The sequence below is a fragment of the Thioalkalivibrio sp. ALgr3 genome (assembly GCF_000377325.1).
GTDB lineage: Bacteria > Pseudomonadota > Gammaproteobacteria > Ectothiorhodospirales > Ectothiorhodospiraceae > Thioalkalivibrio.
This window is the reverse complement of the sequence record NZ_KB897979.1, coordinates 91,230-108,510: the sequence shown is the minus strand read 5'-3', so window position 1 is coordinate 108,510 and position 17,281 is coordinate 91,230. Positions and strand designations below refer to the sequence as shown.

At 68.6% G+C, this 17,281-nt stretch carries 15 protein-coding genes; 9 read left to right on the top strand and 6 right to left on the bottom strand.

Translation table 11 applies throughout. From position 1 onward, the window contains the following. The first annotated feature begins 19 nt into the window (after nt 1–19). From hrcA to dnaJ, 4 genes are all read left to right on the top strand, one after another. The gene (hrcA, locus tag C998_RS0106170; RefSeq protein ID WP_018869989.1) at nt 20–1,081 is read left to right on the top strand and encodes a heat-inducible transcriptional repressor HrcA; all 1,062 of its coding nucleotides are present in this window, start codon (nt 20–22) and stop codon (nt 1,079–1,081) included. A 99-nt stretch (nt 1,082–1,180) separates the two neighbouring features. After that, the gene (gene grpE / locus C998_RS0106165; RefSeq protein WP_018869988.1) at nt 1,181–1,759 is read left to right on the top strand and encodes a nucleotide exchange factor GrpE; all 579 of its coding nucleotides are present in this window, start codon (nt 1,181–1,183) and stop codon (nt 1,757–1,759) included. Nucleotides 1,760–1,883: 124 nt separating this feature from the next. After that, complete coding sequence (gene dnaK / locus C998_RS0106160) at nt 1,884–3,818, top strand: molecular chaperone DnaK (protein WP_018869987.1); 1,935 nt, start codon at nt 1,884–1,886, stop codon at nt 3,816–3,818. Nucleotides 3,819–3,955: 137 nt separating this feature from the next. Continuing rightward, entirely contained in the window at nt 3,956–5,101 is a 1,146-nt protein-coding gene (gene dnaJ / locus C998_RS0106155; RefSeq protein ID WP_018869986.1) for a molecular chaperone DnaJ, read from the top strand. Between the two features lie 24 nt (nt 5,102–5,125). Here dnaJ and C998_RS0106150 read toward each other — a convergent pair whose 3' ends face one another. Genes C998_RS0106150 through epmB form a run of 3 tightly spaced genes read right to left on the bottom strand, consistent with a single transcriptional unit; the run spans nt 5,126 to nt 10,177 of the window. Further along, nucleotides 5,126–7,192 (bottom strand): GGDEF domain-containing phosphodiesterase, encoded by a 2,067-nt coding sequence (locus C998_RS0106150; RefSeq protein WP_018869985.1) that lies wholly within the window; start codon nt 7,190–7,192, stop codon nt 5,126–5,128. Between the two features lie 18 nt (nt 7,193–7,210). After that, nucleotides 7,211–9,076: a hypothetical protein gene (locus C998_RS0106145; RefSeq protein ID WP_018869984.1), complete on the bottom strand. Its 1,866-nt coding sequence runs from the start codon at nt 9,074–9,076 to the stop codon at nt 7,211–7,213. 42 nt (nt 9,077–9,118) lie between these two features. Beyond that, a complete protein-coding gene (gene epmB, locus C998_RS0106140) occupies nt 9,119–10,177 on the bottom strand; it encodes an EF-P beta-lysylation protein EpmB (RefSeq protein WP_051076726.1) in 1,059 nt (352 codons plus the stop codon). Nucleotides 10,178–10,277: 100 nt separating this feature from the next. Here epmB and efp point away from each other — a divergent pair, with 100 nt between their 5' ends. Beyond that, a complete protein-coding gene (gene efp, locus C998_RS0106135) occupies nt 10,278–10,841 on the top strand; it encodes an elongation factor P (protein ID WP_018869982.1) in 564 nt (187 codons plus the stop codon). 10 nt (nt 10,842–10,851) lie between these two features. Further along, nucleotides 10,852–11,832 (top strand): EF-P lysine aminoacylase EpmA, encoded by a 981-nt coding sequence (gene epmA / locus C998_RS0106130; RefSeq protein WP_018869981.1) that lies wholly within the window; start codon nt 10,852–10,854, stop codon nt 11,830–11,832. Between the two features lie 18 nt (nt 11,833–11,850). Here epmA and asd read toward each other — a convergent pair whose 3' ends face one another. Further along, nucleotides 11,851–12,714 carry an archaetidylserine decarboxylase gene (gene asd, locus C998_RS0106125; protein WP_026279499.1) on the bottom strand — a complete coding sequence of 288 codons (864 nt, stop codon included), beginning with the start codon at nt 12,712–12,714 and terminating at the stop codon, nt 11,851–11,853. A gap of 84 nt (nt 12,715–12,798) precedes the next feature. On the opposite strand from asd, the gene prmB reads away from it, so the two are divergent. After that, the gene (prmB, locus tag C998_RS0106120) at nt 12,799–13,692 is read left to right on the top strand and encodes a 50S ribosomal protein L3 N(5)-glutamine methyltransferase (protein WP_018869979.1); all 894 of its coding nucleotides are present in this window, start codon (nt 12,799–12,801) and stop codon (nt 13,690–13,692) included. Between the two features lie 9 nt (nt 13,693–13,701). Here prmB and C998_RS0106115 read toward each other — a convergent pair whose 3' ends face one another. Together C998_RS0106115 and C998_RS0106110 are read right to left on the bottom strand one after the other, a co-directional pair. Further along, complete coding sequence (locus C998_RS0106115) at nt 13,702–14,163, bottom strand: rhodanese-like domain-containing protein (protein WP_018869978.1); 462 nt, start codon at nt 14,161–14,163, stop codon at nt 13,702–13,704. Between the two features lie 22 nt (nt 14,164–14,185). Next, nucleotides 14,186–14,701, bottom strand: a complete 516-nt coding sequence (locus tag C998_RS0106110; protein ID WP_018869977.1) for a heme-binding protein — start codon at nt 14,699–14,701, stop codon at nt 14,186–14,188. A gap of 162 nt (nt 14,702–14,863) precedes the next feature. Here C998_RS0106110 and aroC point away from each other — a divergent pair, with 162 nt between their 5' ends. Beyond that, nucleotides 14,864–15,970, top strand: a complete 1,107-nt coding sequence (aroC, locus tag C998_RS0106105) for a chorismate synthase (RefSeq protein ID WP_026279498.1) — start codon at nt 14,864–14,866, stop codon at nt 15,968–15,970. Nucleotides 15,971–16,089: 119 nt separating this feature from the next. Continuing rightward, complete coding sequence (locus C998_RS0106100; protein WP_026279497.1) at nt 16,090–17,256, top strand: MFS transporter; 1,167 nt, start codon at nt 16,090–16,092, stop codon at nt 17,254–17,256. Nucleotides 17,257–17,281: the final 25 nt, after the last annotated feature.

Here is a 17,281-nt window from a genome sequence, read left to right as displayed (position 1 = left end):
AAGGAGCGCTGACAGAAACATGAACGACTCGTCGATTCAGCTGGATGCCCGCGAGCGGACCCTGCTGCGGACGCTGATCGAGAGCTATATCAGCGATGGTCAGCCGGTGGGGTCCCGCAACCTCGCGCGCGCCTCGGGCCTCAAGGTGAGCGCCGCGACGGTGCGCAACGTGATGGCCGATCTCGAGGATCGTGGCCTGATCCAGGCGCCGCACACCTCGGCCGGGCGGGTTCCGACCACCGCCGGCTACCGGCTGTTCGTCGACAGCCTGCTGGAGGTGCGCAAGCCCAGTCGCGAGCAGATCGATGCGATCGAATCGCGCTTCGATCCCGGCGCCTCCACCCAGGACCTGCTGGACAGCGCCAGCAGCGTGCTGTCCCAGGTGACGCGCATGGCCGGGATGGTGCGGCTGCCGCGGCATCGCAACGTCGCGTTGTCGCAGATCGAGTTCCTGCGGCTGGGCGAGGGCCGGGTGCTGGCGATCCTGGTGATCGACGGCCGCGAGGTGCAGAATCGCGTCCTCGAACTGGAGCGGGACTTCAGTCAGGACGACCTGCAGCGCATGGCCAATTATCTCAACGCGCATCTCGCGGGGAAGAGCCTGCATACGGTGCGCGCCGAACTCCTGCGGGAAATGCGCGAGGTGCGCGACGACCTGGACGCGCAGATGCTGGCCGCCATCGACCTGGGCGAACAGGCGCTGGGCGACGAGGACCCCGACGATGTCGTCGTGGCCGGCCAGACCCAGCTGCTGGGCTACGAGGAGCTTTCCGACATGGAGCGCCTGCGGCAGCTGCTGGAAGCGTTCAACGAGAAGCGCGAGATCCTCGGCATCCTCGACCAGTGCATCCGCGGCGACCGGGTGCAGATCTTCATCGGCCGCGAGTCGGGTCTCGACTGGTTCGAGAACTGCTCGGTGGTGACCGCGCCCTACAGCGTGGAAGGCGAGGTGGTGGGTGTGCTGGGTGTGATCGGCCCGACGCGCATGTCCTACGACCGGGTCGTGCCCATCGTGGACGTCACCGCACGATTGCTGGGCTCGGCCTTGAATGTGCGCGGGGAATCCCCAGACTCCCAGTAAACACCGCGAAGGCGGGGCCGCGAGCCCCGCCTTCCTGCTTGTGCGCCGGCGACAGGCGGCGCCCGTCCGAACAACACTCGATACGAACGCGAGGGAAGCATGTCCGAACAGCCGGAATCCCGGGAAACCCCCGAAAACGAAGCGCAGGAGTCGCCCTCCCCCGAGGAACAGGAAGCGGCCGCGGCGGCCGGCGAGGCCGATCGCATCCAGGAGCTGGAGGCGCTGGCCGAGGAGCGGCGCGACCAGGCCCTGCGCGCGCAGGCCGAGCTGGAGAACCAGCGCCGGCGCTTCGAACGCGAGCTGGAGAACGCGCACAAGTATGCGATGGAGAAATTCGCCTCCGAGATGCTGGAGGTCTGTGATTCCCTGGAGATGGGGCTGCAGGCCGCGCGCGAGTCGCAGGACGTGGACCGCGTCATCGAGGGCGTGGACCTGACCCTCAAGAACCTGCACAAGGTCTTCGACAAGTTCGGCATCCAGGCCGAGGAGCCCACCGGCGAGCGTTTCGATCCGGAGCGCCATCAGGCGATGTCGATGCAGGAGGATCCCGAGCAGCCGCCGAACACCGTGGTCGCGACCATGCAGAAGGGTTACATGCTGCAGGACCGGGTCCTGCGTCCGGCGATGGTCATGGTCTCGAAGGCGCCCAGTTCCCCGGGCATCGACGAGAACGCCTGACCATTCGCCGGTCACGAATTCCGGCCGGGGCGGTTGAAAAGGCCGCCACGGCCCCCAGATCACCGTACAAACGGGCAGGGGCGTCCCCTGTGCCGCGAACTTTCAATTTCAGGAGAATTCAGCCATGGGCAAGATGATCGGAATCGACCTCGGGACCACCAACTCCTGCGTCGCCGTGATGGAAGGCGACCAGGCCAAGGTCATCGAGAACGCCGAGGGCGCGCGCACCACGCCGTCCATCGTCGCGTTCAGTGAAGATGGCGAGGTGCTGGTCGGCCAGGCCGCCAAACGCCAGGCGGTGACCAACCCGCACAACACCATCTTTGCGGCCAAGCGCCTGATCGGCCGCAAGTTTGACGAGGGCGAAGTGCAGAAGGACATCGACCTCGTCTCCTACAGCATCGTCAAGGCCGACAACGGCGACGCCTGGGTCGAGGTGCAGGGCAAGAAGATGGCCCCGCCGGAGATCTCCGCGCGCGTGCTGCAGAAGATGAAGAAGACCGCCGAGGATTACCTCGGGGAAGAGGTGACCGAAGCGGTCATCACCGTGCCGGCCTACTTCAACGACTCGCAGCGCCAGGCGACCAAGGACGCCGGCAAGATCGCCGGGCTGGAGGTCAAGCGCATCATCAACGAGCCGACGGCCGCCTCGCTGGCCTACGGCATGGACAAGCAGCGCGGTGACCGCAAGATCGCGGTGTACGACCTGGGCGGTGGTACCTTCGACATCTCGATCATCGAGATCGCCGAGGTGGACGGCGAGCACCAGTTCGAGGTGCTGGCGACCAACGGCGATACCTTCCTCGGTGGCGAGGACTTCGACAATCGCCTGATCGACTACCTGGCCGACGAGTTCAAGAAGGACCAGGGCATCGACATCAAGGGCGATCCGCTGGCCATGCAGCGCGTGAAGGAGGCCGCCGAAAAGGCGAAGATCGAGCTGTCCTCCGCGCAGCAGACCGAGGTCAACCTGCCGTACATCACGGCCGACAATACCGGGCCCAAGCACCTGGCGATCAAGGTCACCCGGGCCAAACTGGAGAGCCTGGTCGAGGACCTGATCCAGCGCTCCATCGAGCCCTGCAAGGTCGCGCTGAAGGACGCCGGCCTGTCCGCCTCCGAGGTGGACGACGTGATCCTGGTCGGCGGTCAGACCCGCATGCCCAAGGTGCAGGAAGCGGTCTCCGGCTTCTTCGGCAAGGATGCGCGCAAGGACGTGAACCCGGACGAGGCGGTTGCGGTCGGCGCCGCGGTGCAGGCCGGCGTGCTGGGCGGCGACGTCAAGGACGTGCTGCTGCTGGACGTGACCCCGCTGTCGCTGGGCATCGAGACCATGGGCGGCGTGATGACCAAGCTGATCGAGAAGAACACCACCATCCCGACCCGGGCGCAGCAGGTGTTCTCCACCGCCGAAGACAACCAGACCGCGGTGACCGTGCACGTGCTGCAGGGCGAGCGCGACATGGCCAGCGCCAACAAGTCGCTGGGCCGCTTCGACCTGCAGGACATCCCGGCGGCGCCGCGCGGCGTGCCGCAGATCGAGGTCACCTTCGACATCGACTCCAACGGCATCCTGAACGTCTCGGCCAAGGACAAGGCGACCGGCAAGGAGAACAAGATCGTCATCAAGGCCTCCTCCGGCCTGTCCGAGGACGAAGTCGAGCAGATGGTCAAGGACGCCGAGGCCCATGCCGAAGAGGACAAGAAGTTCCAGCAGCTGGTGCAGGCGCGCAACCAGGCCGATGCCATGGTGCACTCCGCCGAGAAGTCGCTCAGTGATCTGGGCGATCAGGTCTCCGACGAGGAACGCTCCGAGATCGAGTCGGCGGTGAGCGAGGTCAAGACCGCGATGGAAGGCGACGACGCCGAGGCCATCGAGCAGGCCACGCAGAAGCTGACCGAAGCCTCCGGCAAGATCGCCGAGAAGGCCTACGCGCAGCAGGGCGGTGACGCCGGGGCGGCCGATGCCTCCGGGGAAGCCGGTGGCCAGCAGCAGGGCGACGACGTGGTCGACGCCGAGTTCGAGGAAGTCGACGACAACGACAAGAAGAACGGCTGATCGGCCGTGGCCGGCCGGCCACGCGCCGGCCGGTTTCCCTTGCCAGCCACCACGCCCGGGCCCGCGCATGCGCGAACCCGGGCGCTTTCGTTCCCGGCAACGGCTGAACGCCCCGGACCATCCGCAGGAAAACGATCATGGCAAAACGCGATTACTACGAGGTGCTGGGGGTGTCGAAGGACGCCTCCGCCGCCGACATCAAGAAGGCCTTTCGCCGTCTGGCGATGAAGTATCACCCCGACCGCAACCCCGGGGATGAAGATGCCGAGGCCCGTTTCAAGGAGGCCCGCGAGGCCCACGACGTCCTCAGCGACGACCAGAAACGGGCGGCCTACGACCGCTACGGCCACGCCGGCGTGGACGGTTCGGCCGCCGGCGGCTTCGGCGGCGGTGCCGGAGGGTCCAACTTCAGCGACATCTTCGAGGACATCTTCGGCGACATCTTTGGTGGCGGCGGCGGTCGCGGCGGGCAGCGTGCCTACCGCGGCTCCGATCTGCAGTACAACCTCGAGCTGACGCTGGAGGAAGCGGTGTTCGGCACGGAGGTGCAGATCCGCATTCCCACGACCAGCAGCTGCGAGGCCTGTGACGGCTCGGGCGCGGAACCGGGCACCTCCACCGAAACCTGCCCGACCTGTAATGGCATGGGGCAGGTGCGCATCCAGCAGGGATTCTTCTCGGTGCAGCAGACCTGCCCGCGCTGCCACGGCAGCGGACGTATCATCCCCACGCCCTGCAAGGCCTGCGGCGGTCAGGGCCGGGTGCAGGAGCAGAGCACCCTGGACGTCAAGGTCCCTGCCGGAGTGGACACCGGCGACCGCATCCGCCTGTCCGGACAGGGCGAGGCGGGCCTCAACGGCGGCCCGCCGGGGGACCTCTACGTGCAGGTGCGGGTCAAGCCGCACCAGCTGTTCCGCCGCGATGGCAACGACCTGCACTGCGAGGTCCCGATTTCCTTCGCCACCGCCGCGCTGGGCGGCGAGCTGGAGGTGCCGGCGCTGGACGGCCGGGTGAACCTCAAGATCCCGCCGGAGACCCAGAGCGGCAAGCAGTTCCGGGTCAGCGGCAAGGGCGTGAAATCGGTGCACGGCGGCGGCGTGGGTGACCTGATCTGTCGCGTGGTGGTGGAGACGCCGGTCAACCTGACCAAACGGCAGAAGGATCTGCTGCAGGAGTTCGAGGAAGAGACCCGGGCCGGCGGCACCAAGCACAGCCCCAAGGAACACTCCTTCTTCGACGGGGTGCGCTCGTTCTTCGACGACCTGAAGTTCTGGTCGAAATAGGGCCGGGAGCCGGCCCCGAGCGCGTCAGACGGACTCGAAGTCGAAGTCCGGCTCGGGCATCGGGGCCTGCAGGAAGAAGCCCTGCACCAGGTTGACGTTCAGGCCGTACAGCACGGCCAGCGCCGAGGCGTCCTCGATGTGGGGGACGATGACCTGCTTGCCCTTGGCGTGGGCGGCCTCGGTGTATTCGCGGATCGTCTCCTGGTTCTCCTCGCTTTCGGCGAGGTTCTTGACGAACGAGGCGTCCAGCTTGATGTGGTCGGCATCCAGGTGCTGCAGCAGCTGGAACGGCTTGAGGCCGTTGCCGAAATCGTCCACGCACAGGTGACCGTGCATTTCCTTCAGCCCGCGGCCCACGTTCATCGCCGGCTTGAGATGGGTGACAATGGTCGGTTCCTTGAGCTCCACCACCACGTTGTCCGCGGGGATGCGCAGGGCGTGCAGGTCGTCGTTCAGCCAGGTCAGGACGGACGGGTCGCCCAGCGAACCGTTGGTCAGCTTGAGGAAGAACTGCGTGCGCGAGTCCTTCTTCAACTGCCGGGCCAGCACCGCCAGGGCATGGCGCAGGATCCAGCGGTCGATCCGGGTCGCCACTTCGGTGCGTTCGGCGCTGGGCAGGAATTCCACCGGCTCGTGTACCGTGCCGTCGGGATCCAGCAGGCGCACGAACACGCTGTAACGCGGACGGTCGGCGCCGTGCAGGTTGACCACCGGCTGATAGCGCAGCTCCAGACGGTTCTCCTCCAGCGCCTCGAGTATGCGGTTCTTCCATTGCTGATCCAGCTGCGCCTGGGTCAGCTCGCCCTCGGCGGGGCGGTAGAAGCGATGGGTGCCGCCACCGGCCTTCACCGCGTCCTCCAGTGCACGGTCGGTCTGCGCCAGCAGTTCCTCGGTATCCGGCGCGGTCTCGTCGGCGATGACCCCGCCGGCCGAAACGCTGCCATGGGTGGACAGCGTGCCCACCTCGAACACCCGCGAGTTGATGGCCTCCTGCAGTGCATCCAGGCGTTCTTCTGCGGCGGCCTGCTGGGCTTCGGGCAGCAGCACACCGAAGCGTTCGGCCTCCAGTCGTGCGACCACCGCGGTTTCCGGGAAATGGCTCTCGATGATCTGGCCGACGTCGGCCAGCATCAGGTCGGCCCCGGACATCCCGGCGTTGGCGCGGATTTCGGGGAAATGGTCCACCGCCACGGTCAGCAGGGCGAAGGGCTTTTCGGTTTCCGCGGCCCGGGTGCGCGTGGTTTCGATGGCGTCCTGGAAGTACTGTCGGTTGTACAGGCCGGTGACCAGGTCGCGCTGTGACAGATAGTCGATCTTCTGCGCCAGCTCCTTGTCTTCGCCGGAGCTGAGCTGGACCTGGGTCGCGGCCTCGCCTTCCACGGTCGTGGAGGACAGGTGCAGCTCCGCCTCGAAGGCCTCGCCGTCCATCGTGCGCAACTGGAAACGTTGCGCCATGGCCTCCTCGCTGCCCTCCTGGTAGCTGCGCAGGAAGCGCTTGAGGTCGTCGCGGCTGTCCGGCGCGACCAGATCCATCAGCGGCAGGCCCTCGATGTCGTCGGGGTCGTCAACGCCGAAGCGTTCGCGCCAGGAGGCGTTGGCGTACACATGCATGCCGTCATGGATGTAGGCGATGGCGTCGCGCGAGTTGTCCAGCAGCAGCTGGCTGCGCCGCTCGGACTCCTGCAGCGAGTTCTCCATGCGCTTGATCTGCTGTCGCAAATGCAGCGAGTCGGCCGCACGCAGGGTCAGGATCGCGGTGAGCTCCACCAGCTGATGGTCCACCACGGCGAATACACCGGCCTCGTAGTCGGGCAGGCGTTCCTCCTCCGGGCGTTCCGTCATCAGGACCAGGGGGGTGCGGCGGCCACTGGCCTGCAGGGCCGCATCCACGTCGCTGCGCGCCAGATTCAGCCCGGGTTCGGTGAAGACGACGACGTCGAAGCGGGTTTCCCGCAGCGCCGCGGTCAGGCCCTCGCCGTCATCGACCTGCTCCGGGCGAACCGCGCAGCCACGCGACCGGATACTGCTGATGACCTGCTCCGCCAGGTTGGGGTTGGCGGTCACGAAGAGGACGCGAATGGATTCGATCATGGAAGTGGGGGTACTCGGTTAATGCGGGTCCAGGGAGAGCGCATCTCCCGCATCCGGGGTTCCCGGCTCGTCGGTCGGGGCTTCATCCAGCTCGATATCGGTCATGCGGCAGCCGACTTCGGTGAACAGTGTAGTGCCCGTGCGCTCTGCGTCCAGCGCCAGTACGCGTGCGCGGCCGTTGAGCCAGACGACCAGACGATTTTCGTGATCGAATTCCTGTGCCGGCAGGAACAGCGCCGCTCCGTCCTGGCCCACGCGCACCGGCGTGAACAGGCCCGGCCGGGCCTCGCGAATCGCACGACCGGCGCGGAAGAGCTGGATCAGTACCGGCATGCAGCGCTGTGCCAGGTACTCCACGCCAATGCTGATCTCGTCGTCGGTTTCGAAACGGATCCAGCGCAGCACGCCGACCGTCCAGCCGATCTGTTCCGGGTCCTGTTCCCGCAGTCCGACCAGATCGCCGATCAACAGGGTCTGTTGCGGGTTCTGCAGGCGCAGACGAATCCCGCCCGCGCCGATGTCCTCGACCTGCCAGTGCTCGGGCTGCTGACGCTTGACGATGGGGGCCTGCGGCTCTTCGTGGTCGGCGATCTCGAGACCACGACCGACATCTTCCCATGCGTGTCCGGCGCGGTCGGTGCCACGGTCGGCCAGCGGACGGGGGTCATCGTCGGGCTCCGTCGCATGCGGTTCGTCGGACAGGCTGAGGCCGCTGTCGGCACGCGCGGCCTCCGACATCCGGATGACGTTCACGGTGGCCGGCCGCCCGTCCGGGTGAACGTCGTCGTCACCGGTGTCGGGGACCGCGGCGTCGGTCGGGGCAGGGCGTGCGGGGCCCTTGCGGCTGTCCAGCGCGGCCTGCATGTAGGCCTGGATGCGGGTCAGGCCGAACAGGCAGTAACGCTGTTCGTCGGCCGTCTCGCGCGAGTGGCGACGGGTCGGCAGCCGCGACCACAGGCGCAGCATGCGTTCGGCCAGCGTGCGACCGTCAGCCCGGCGTGCGGGGTCCAGCGATTCGGGCTGGTTGCGCAGGGCCTCCAGCAGGGTCCCGAGTTCGACATGCGTGCTGCTTTCGCCGGCCGGCAGGTTGCGCAGGACCAGGCCGGGCGGGTGGTCGGTGTCCAGATCCGCGCGCAGGACCGGGAGGTCAGGGTGTTCTTCGGGGCTCGGGGCCTCGCTGCAGGCGACCGGGAGGTCGGCGATCCAGCGGGCCAGGAGGTCGATGTCGCCGATTTCCAGGGCATTGACGCCGGTGCTGCCGAGCACGAACAGGCGTGCCGTGGTGGCATCGATCGAATCCGGGCCGAGCGGGCTGATTGCGGTCTGGCGCAGGGCCTTTTGCCGATCCACCCCCAGCTCGCGGGCGAACCACAGCAGACCGTAGATCTGTCGCCACAGGCCCCGAGGAAGTGGCTGATACAGCCGCCAGTGATGGATGGCCAGCGCGGCCAGGGCATCCACGGCGGCTTGCAGGTGCGGGGTGGCCTTCTCGCGCGAGGCCTTGTTGCCGGGCACGCTGACCGGGGTCAGCAGCAGATGCATGTTCGCCAGTTCGCGCAGCGCGTCACCGAAGATCCGGGCGCGGTGCAGGCTGCGTTCGGCCAGCGGCAGTGGCCGCCGGCGCAGCCCGCGTTCCACCTCCGGGATCAGGGGCAGCAGGTGTTCTTCGATGATGTCCGCGAGTTCGTCGCGCACACCGGGCTTGAGGGCGACCCGGTTGAGCGAGCCGAGCAGGGCACAGAGTTTTTCGAACGCCGTCTCGCGGTCGGCGCGGGGCAGCTCCTCGCACCAGGCCCGCAGGGCCCTGGCCGTGTGCGGCGGGAACCCCTCGGGGCTGGGTTCCGCCTCGGGAAGCGGAGGGAAAACGGCATCCGAATCGATCATGGTCTGTTCCGGAAAGTGGGAAGATCCCCTGAAGGTACCCGATCAAAAGTCAGGGTAAAAGTCGGGGAATGACGTTTCGCCGTCAGCCGGTATTCCGGGGCTCGGGGTTTTGCCCGGTTCGCCGGCGATTTCGCGCACCCGGCGCGGCAGCAGGTAGCCCGGGAGTCGGCGGTGCATTTCCCGGTAAATGGCGGCGGCGCGGTCCGGAGGTACCTCGAAGTGCGCGGTGCCGCGGGTGCGGTCCAGGCAGTGCAGGTAATACGGCAGCACGCCGTGGCGAAAACCGCTCTCCTGCAGTTCGACCAGGGTGTCGGCGTCGTCGTTGACCCCGGCCAGCAGCACGGCCTGATTGAGCAGGGTGATGCCGATCGCCCGCAGGCGTTCCAGCGCGCGATCGGCCGGGGCCGCGAATTCGCGCGGGTGGTTGGCATGCAGCACCACCACGTGCTGCAGGCGCCCCTGCCCCAGCCAGCCCAGCAGGGCGTCGTCCACCCGCTCCGGCAGCACCACCGGCAGGCGGGTGTGGATGCGCAGGCGTTCGAGGTGGGGAATGGCTTCCAGACGCGCCACCAGCCGCGCCAGCCGGGTGTCGGACTGGCTCAGGGGGTCGCCGCCGCTGAGGATGACCTCGTGGATGTCGGGGTGCGCCGCGAGATAGTCCAGTGCCGGGCCCCAGTCGTCGCGTGCGGGGTTGTGGTCGGCGTAGTCGAACTCGCGGCGGAAGCAGTAACGGCAGTGGATGGCGCAGGCCCCGGTGGTCAGCAGCAGGGCGCGTCCGGCGTATTTGTGCACCACGCCCGGCGCGGCCAGCGCGTCATGGTCGCCGACCGGGTCGGCGACGAAGCCGGGCACCTCGTCGGTCTCTTCCGCCAGCGGAAGCACCTGGCGCAGCAGTGGATCCTTCGGTTCGCCGGGCACGATGCGGACGAGCCAGCTCTCCGGTACCCGGATCGGGAAGCTGGCGTGTCCGGCCTGCATCCCGGGCAGGTGCTCCGGGGCGAGGGACAGGCGCCGGGCAAGGGTTGCCGGGTCGCGGATCGCGGTAGCCAGCGACTGTTGCCAGCGGGGCGTATGGGTTGCCGGCGGCGTACGCGTTATCATGATCGGATTTTTGGGCATGGTCGGTTCCCGGCGGGACGGCCGGCCCGCGTCGTTTGAACGGCTGGAAGAACTGGCTGGAAACCTTCGAGGACTACGCGCAATGGCAACCTACAGTACCAACGAATTCAAGGGCGGTCTCAAACTCCTGCTGGACGGCGACCCGATGTCCATCGTCGAGAACGAGTTCGTCAAGCCGGGCAAGGGGCAGGCCTTCAACCGCGTGAAGCTGCGCAACCTGCGCACCGGGCGCGTGGTGGAGAAGACCTTCAAGTCGGGCGAGTCGGTGGAAGCCGCCGACGTGCTCGAGACCGAGATGCAGTATCTCTACAACGACGGCGAGTTCTGGCACTTCATGACCCCGGAGAGCTTCGAGCAGTATGCGGTGAGCAAGGCCGCGCTCAATGGCTCCGACCAGTGGCTGAAGGAACAGGACATGTGCACCGTGACCCTGTGGAACGGCGAGCCGCTGTCGGTGGAGGCCCCGGCCTTCGTCGAGCTGCAGATCACCCAGTGCGACCCGGGCATCCGCGGCGACACCGCCCAGGGCGGCACCAAGCCGGCCACGCTGGAGACCGGCGCGGTGGTCAAGGTGCCGCTGTTCGTCGAGGAGGGCGAAACCATCAAGGTGGACACCCGCAAGGGTGAATACGTCTCGCGCGTCTGATCCGGCGTCCGTGTCGGACTGGCGGCCGCGGGCCGCCGGGGCCCGCGTGGCCCGGGCCCGCCTGCTGGCCGAACTGCGGGGCTTTTTCGCGCGCCGCGGCGTGCTGGAGGTGGAGACGCCGGTCCTCGGCCGGGGCACGGTCCTCGACCCCGCCATGGAGAGCTGGCACGCACAGGCCGGCGATGGCGCCGGCGGGTGCATGGAGGGCTGGTTGCAGACTTCGCCGGAATACCCGATGAAGCGCCTGCTGGCGGACGGGGCGGGCGACATCTACCAGATCGCCCGGGTGTTTCGCGGCGGCGAAAGCGGCGTTCGCCACAACCCCGAGTTCAGCCTGCTGGAATGGTATCGCCTCGGGCTCGACGACCGGACGCTGGCCGACGAGGTGGTGACCCTGCTGCAGGAGGTCTCGGCGGCGGACCCGGCCTGGCACGCGCCCGACCCGGAGCCGCGGGTGGTGGCCTATCCGGATCTGCTGCACGAGGCGCTGGGCGTCGACGCGCTGAACGACGACGCGGCGCGCCTGCAGGCCGTCGCCGCGCAGCGCGGCCTGACCGTCCACGGCGAACTGGACCGCGACGCCTGGCTGGATGCTTTGGTGTCTCTGTGCGTGGTGCCCGGGTTTCCGCCGGGACGCATCACCATCCTGCACGACTACCCCGAGAGCCAGGCGATCCTCGCCCGGCGCAGCCGCGAGCGTCCCGGCTGCGCCGCGCGCTTCGAGGTCTACTGGGGCGACCTGGAACTGGCCAACGGCTATTTCGAGCTGACCGATCCGGCGGAATTCCGCCGGCGCCGCGAGCAGGACCGGGCGCGACGGCGTGCGCGCGGGCAGCCGGAACCCGCGGCCGATCCGTTCCTGGACGCTGCGCTGGAAGCGGGACTGCCCGACTGCGCCGGGGTGGCGCTGGGAGTGGACCGCCTGCTGATGCGCCTGCTGGGCGAGGACGATATCCGGCGGGTGATCGATTTCCCCTGGGGATGCGCCTGAAGCGCCCGCGGCGGCGGCTCAGTCCCGGTCGGTGTAACGCCCCAGGGCGCTGCGCACCTGCACCTCGGTTTCGGGCGTCAGCGCCGGGTCCAGTTCCAGCGGCCCCGGGGGCAGCAGCAGGACCACCGACGATCCCAGGTTGAAGCGGCCCATCTCCGCGCCGCGCTCCAGTGCGATGTCGCGCTCCGGCCAGGTCACGCAGCTGGCCTCGCGCGCCGAGGGCGGCGTGATCTCCCCGGCCCACACGGTCTCGATCGAGCCCACGTTCTGGGCGCCGATCAGTGCCATCGCCATGGGGCCGAAGCGGGTGTCGAACAGCGCCACCACGCGTTCGTTGCGGGCGTAGATGCGCGGCACGTGGCGCACGATGCGCGGCGCCACCGAGAACAGCCGCCCGGGGACATGGATCGCGTGGGTCAGGGTGCCGTCCAGCGGCATGTGCAGGCGGTGGTAGTGGCGCGGGGACAGATACAGCGTGACGAAATGCCCGTCGCGAAACGGCACCGCGAGGTCGTTCTCGCCGCCCAGCAGTTCTTCCACCGAATAGTCGTGCCCCTTGGCCTGGAAGATGCGCCCGGCCTCGATGCGCCCGCTGGCGCTGACCCGGGCATCCGCCGGGCTGACCACGGTCGCGGCGTCGCCCTCCAGCGGGCGTACCCCGTCGCGCAGGGCGCGGGTGAACAAGGCGTTGAAGCTGGGGTAGGCGGCGATGTCCGGCTCCGCGGCCTCGTCCATGTCGAGCTCGAAGCGGCGCACGAAGGCACGCAGCAGCGGCTGGACGCGCGGGGATTCGATGCGGGCCAGCCGGTGCACCAGCCGCGACAGGGCGTGATGGGGCAGGGCGCGGGACAGGCGGGCAAGCCAGGGATCGACGGCGCTCATGGGGTTCTCGTGGCGTGGGATCGGGTGCATGATGCCGCTCCCGGTTTATCATGACGACCCTTCAACCCTTCCCGGAGTGTGAAAATGGAACCCGGTACCGGTCTGCTCACCCTGCGCGACTTCATTCGCTACGGCGCGTCGCAGTTCCGCGCGGCGGGACTGGCCTTCGGGCACGGCACCGACAATGCCTTTGACGAGGCGGCCTGGCTGACCCTGCACGCGCTGCATCTGCCGCTGGACCTGGAGGCCCACTGGTGGGACAGCCGGCTGACCGAGGCGGAGCGCGAACGGGTCGAGGGCCTGCTGCGCGAGCGCATCCAGTCGCGCAAGCCGGCGGCCTATCTCACGCGCGAGGCGTGGTTCGCCGGGCTGCCCTTCCATGTCGACGAGCGGGTGCTGGTGCCGCGCTCGCCGTTCGCCGAGCTGATCGAGTCGGGGTTCGAGCCGTGGGTGGACCCGGACGGGGTGGAGCGCGTTCTGGATCTGGGCACCGGGGCGGGCTGCATCGGCATCGCCACCGCGCTGGTCTTCCCGCAGGCGCAGGTGGATCTGGCCGACATCTCGCCGGATGCCCTGGCGGTAGCGCGCGACAACGTGGCGCGCTTCGAGCTGGAGGGCCGCGTCCGGCTGGTGCAGAGCGACGTGTTCGAGGGGCTGGGTCCGGAGGATCGCTATGATCTGATCGTGACCAACCCGCCCTACGTGGACGCCCGCGACATGGCCGATCTGCCGGACGAATACCGCCACGAGCCGGAACTGGGCCTGGCGGCCGGGGACGACGGCCTCGACATCGTGCGCCGCATCCTCGCCGGGGCGCGTCGCCACCTGACCGACGACGGCGTGCTGATGGTGGAGGTGGGCAACAGTCAGGAGGCCGTGGAGGATGCCTTCCATGACATCCCGATGGTCTGGCTGGATTTCGAGGCCGGTGGCCACGGGGTGTTCGTGGTGCGGGCGCAGGACCTGCCCCCCGCCTGAGGTCCACCTTCAGCACTGCTCCCAGGGCAGGCCGTGATAGCGCCAGCCGCCTACGGTGGAGCGGTGGTGCTGCTCGTCCAGCGGGCCTTCGAAGCCCTCCTCGACCGAATACACGTTGTGCATCCCGGCCTGCAGCAGGGCCTCGGCGGCCGCCAGGGTACGCTTGCCGCTGCGGCAGATCAGGTACACCGACGGGGCGTCCTCGGCGGTATCCATGGCCCCGCCCAGCAGCAGCTTGCGCACCTGCGGCACGAAGTCCGGGTTCACCGTCCAGTCCGGTTCGTCGATCCACGGGATGTGCACGGCCCCCACCGGGTGGCCGACGAACAGGAATTCCATGGTCGAGCGAACATCGACCAGCAGATCCCGGGGCCGTTCGCGCAGGCGCTCCCGGACCTCCACCGGGTGGATGCGGGGGACGCCGGCGCCGGTCTCGGGCGCGTGTCCGTGCGGGTCGGAATGTTCGCTCATGCGATGGTCTCCGGTTGCAGGGTTACATGGCGAAGTCGAGTTCTTCCCGGATCGCCTCCATGCCTTCTTCCGCGCAGGCCCGGTCCAGATCGCCACCCGGGGCGCCGGAGACCCCCACCGCACCGAGGACGCGGCCCGCGGCCTCGATGAGGATGGCCCCGTCCAGCATCAGGATCCCGTCCACGTTGTTCATTTCGTGGCGGATGTCTTCCCGGTTGGCGACGAAATCGCCGGAGTCCAGACCCGACATCACCGAGGCGCGGGCCTTGTCACCGGCGATCGAGATGGTCTGCGGCGCGGCGCGGTCATCGCGCATGACCACGCGGTCGTTGCCGCTGCGGTCGACCACCACGGCGCTGACCTGGTGCCCGTCGTCGCGGCAGGACTGCACCGTGGCCATCGCCAGCTCCTGAGCCAGATCGAGGTTCAGGCTGGGCAGCTCGGTGTAGACGTCGGCCGCGGCCGAGCCGCCGAAGCCCAGCATCCCGCTGAACAGCGTGGCCAGGGCGGTGCGGCGAAGCGATTGCAGACGGGTCATGGGACTCTCCTCGGATTGAATGACACGAGCATAGACGACACGGCGGCGGCGCGGATTCCTCGGCCGGCTTTCGGGTCGACACATGAGTCGAGCCAGGGGCCGGTTCCCGGGCCGTGGGCGGGGACGGGCGACATCCCCGGCCGCGGGCGGTAGACTGGCGCCATGTCAGGAAACAGCTTCGGACGACTGTTCGTCGTCACTACATTCGGTGAAAGTCATGGACCGGCCCTGGGCGGGGTGGTCGACGGCTGCCCGCCCGGGATCCCGCTGACCGAGGCCGATCTGCAGAAGGATCTGGACCGGCGCCGGCCCGGCCAGTCGCGGCATACCACCCAGCGGCGCGAGCCGGACCGGGTGCGCATCCTGTCCGGGGTGTTCGAGGGCGTGACCACCGGTGCCCCGATCGGGTTGTTGATCGAGAACACCGACCAGCGCTCCAAGGATTACAGCGAGATCAAGGACCAGTTCCGGCCGGGACACGCGGACTACACCTATCACCGCAAGTACGGCATCCGCGACTATCGCGGGGGCGGGCGCAGTTCCGCGCGCGAGACCGCGCTGCGGGTGGCGGCCGGCTCGGTGGCGCGGCGCTTCCTCGAGGAGCGCTGGGGCATCGCGATTCAGGGCTGGTTGTCGCAGCTGGGGCCGCTGGAGCTGGCGGAGAAGGACCTTGCCCGCACCGAGGAGAACCCGTTCTTCTGCCCGGATCCCGACCGGGTCCCGGAGCTGGAAGAGTTCATGGACCAGCTGCGCAAGTCGGGGGATTCCATCGGGGCGCAGGTGACGGTCGAGGCCCGCGGGGTCCCGGCCGGCTGGGGCGAACCGGTGTTCGACCGCCTGGATGCCGAGCTGGCGCACGCCCTGATGAGCATCAATGCGGTGAAGGGCGTGGAGATCGGCGACGGCTTTGCGAGCGTCGCCCAGCGCGGCACCGAGCACCGCGACGAGATCACCCCGGAGGACGGTTTCCTGTCCAATCATGCCGGGGGCGTGCTGGGCGGGATCTCCACCGGCCAGGCGCTGCGCGCCAACCTGGCGCTCAAGCCGACCTCGTCGATCCGCCTGCCGGGGCGCAGCATCGACACCGCCGGCGAGCCGGTGGAGGTGGTGACCAAGGGGCGTCACGACCCCTGCGTGGGTATCCGTGCCGCCCCCATCGCCGAGGCGATGACGGCGCTGGTGCTGGCCGATCATGCCCTGCGTCACCGCGGGCAGAACGCCGACGTGCCCGATCGCGGGCCGTATCCCGGGGGCTCCTCCGGCACCTGAGCTCGCTGGCCCCGTCGGGGCGCCCGGGGTCGCTGGATGGCCCCTTTCGTCCGTTTTCCCGGCCGCCCCGGGTCCGTCAAGCGCGGGTCCGGGGCGGCCCGTAACCCGTGGTTCCGGTCGTGACGCCCAACCTGCGCCTGTCCAGCTTCTATTTCTTCTACTTCGCCACCATCGGGGCGTTCATGCCCTACTGGGGGCCGTATCTGTCCGAGCTGGGGTTCTCCGGTTCGCAGATCGGCGAGCTGATGGCGATCGTGCTGGCGACCAAGATCATCGCGCCCAACGTCTGGGGCTGGCTGGCCGATCGCACCGGGACCCACATGCCGCTGGTGCGCTCGGGGGCGCTGGCGGGGCTGATTGCCTTCACCGGGGTGCTGCTGTATTCCGGCTACTGGTGGCTGGCGGCGGTGATGGCGGTGTTCAGTTTCTTCTGGAACGCGATCCTGCCGCAGTTCGAGGCCACCACCCTGCGCACCCTGGGACGCGACAGCCACCGCTATGCGCTGGTGCGGCTGTGGGGGTCGGTGGGCTTCATCGTGGCGGTGGCCTCGCTGGGCTGGCTGTTCGACTTCATCGAAATCGCCTGGTTGCCGTGGCTGGTGCTGCTGCTGTTCGTCGGGCTGTATGTCAGCACGCTGCAGGTCCCGGAGCCGCCGCGTGACGAGGTGGCCGAGAACAACGTGCCGTCGATCGGGAGCGTGCTGCGGCGGCCCGAGGTCATCGGGCTGTTCCTGGCCTGTTTCTTCATGCAGGCGAGTCACGGGCCGTACTATGCGTTCTTCACCCTGTACGTGGAGGAGGCCGGTTTCTCCCGTTCCATGGCCGGGCAGCTGTGGGCCCTGGGCGTGCTGGCCGAGGTGTTCCTGTTCCTGATCACGCCGCGGCTGATCCTGCGCTTCGGCGCGTGGTTCCTGGTGACGCTCGCGCTGGTGCTGACCACCCTGCGCTGGTCGCTGCTGGCGGCGGTGCCGGAGTCGCTGCCGATGCTGCTGTTCATCCAGACCCTGCATGCCTTCAGCTACGGGGTGTATCACGCGGCGGCGATCTCGCTGATCCATTATTTCTTCCCCGGCCGGCTGCAGGGGCGCGGGCAGGCGCTTTATTCATCGCTGGCCTTCGGCATCGGGGGTGCGCTGGGCAGTCTGGCCGCCGGCTATCTGTGGGACGGCGTGGGCTCGGCCTCGGTCTACGTGCTGGCCGCGGGGCTGGCGGCAGCCGGGGTAGTGGCCTCGCTGTTCGGTCACTGGCGTCACCGGCGGGTGGCCGCCGGGACCCGGGCGGGCTGACGCATCGCCGGGGCTCGCGTAGGCT

Bases quoted from the DNA above. Each gene is read 5' to 3' on its own strand.
- efp (WP_018869982.1), top strand. From the start codon at position 10,278: ATGGCAACCTACAGTACCAACGAATTCAAGGGCGGTCTCAAACTCCTG.
- dnaJ (WP_018869986.1), top strand. From the start codon at position 3,956: ATGGCAAAACGCGATTACTACGAGGTGCTGGGGGTGTCGAAGGACGCC.
- dnaK (WP_018869987.1), top strand. From the start codon at position 1,884: ATGGGCAAGATGATCGGAATCGACCTCGGGACCACCAACTCCTGCGTC.
- C998_RS0106145 (WP_018869984.1), bottom strand. From the start codon at position 9,076: ATGATCGATTCGGATGCCGTTTTCCCTCCGCTTCCCGAGGCGGAACCC.
- C998_RS0106115 (WP_018869978.1), bottom strand. From the start codon at position 14,163: ATGAGCGAACATTCCGACCCGCACGGACACGCGCCCGAGACCGGCGCC.
- asd (WP_026279499.1), bottom strand. From the start codon at position 12,714: ATGAGCGCCGTCGATCCCTGGCTTGCCCGCCTGTCCCGCGCCCTGCCC.
- prmB (WP_018869979.1), top strand. From the start codon at position 12,799: ATGGAACCCGGTACCGGTCTGCTCACCCTGCGCGACTTCATTCGCTAC.
- epmB (WP_051076726.1), bottom strand. From the start codon at position 10,177: ATGATAACGCGTACGCCGCCGGCAACCCATACGCCCCGCTGGCAACAG.
- aroC (WP_026279498.1), top strand. From the start codon at position 14,864: ATGTCAGGAAACAGCTTCGGACGACTGTTCGTCGTCACTACATTCGGT.
- C998_RS0106150 (WP_018869985.1), bottom strand. From the start codon at position 7,192: ATGATCGAATCCATTCGCGTCCTCTTCGTGACCGCCAACCCCAACCTG.
- grpE (WP_018869988.1), top strand. From the start codon at position 1,181: ATGTCCGAACAGCCGGAATCCCGGGAAACCCCCGAAAACGAAGCGCAG.
- C998_RS0106110 (WP_018869977.1), bottom strand. From the start codon at position 14,701: ATGACCCGTCTGCAATCGCTTCGCCGCACCGCCCTGGCCACGCTGTTC.
- hrcA (WP_018869989.1), top strand. From the start codon at position 20: ATGAACGACTCGTCGATTCAGCTGGATGCCCGCGAGCGGACCCTGCTG.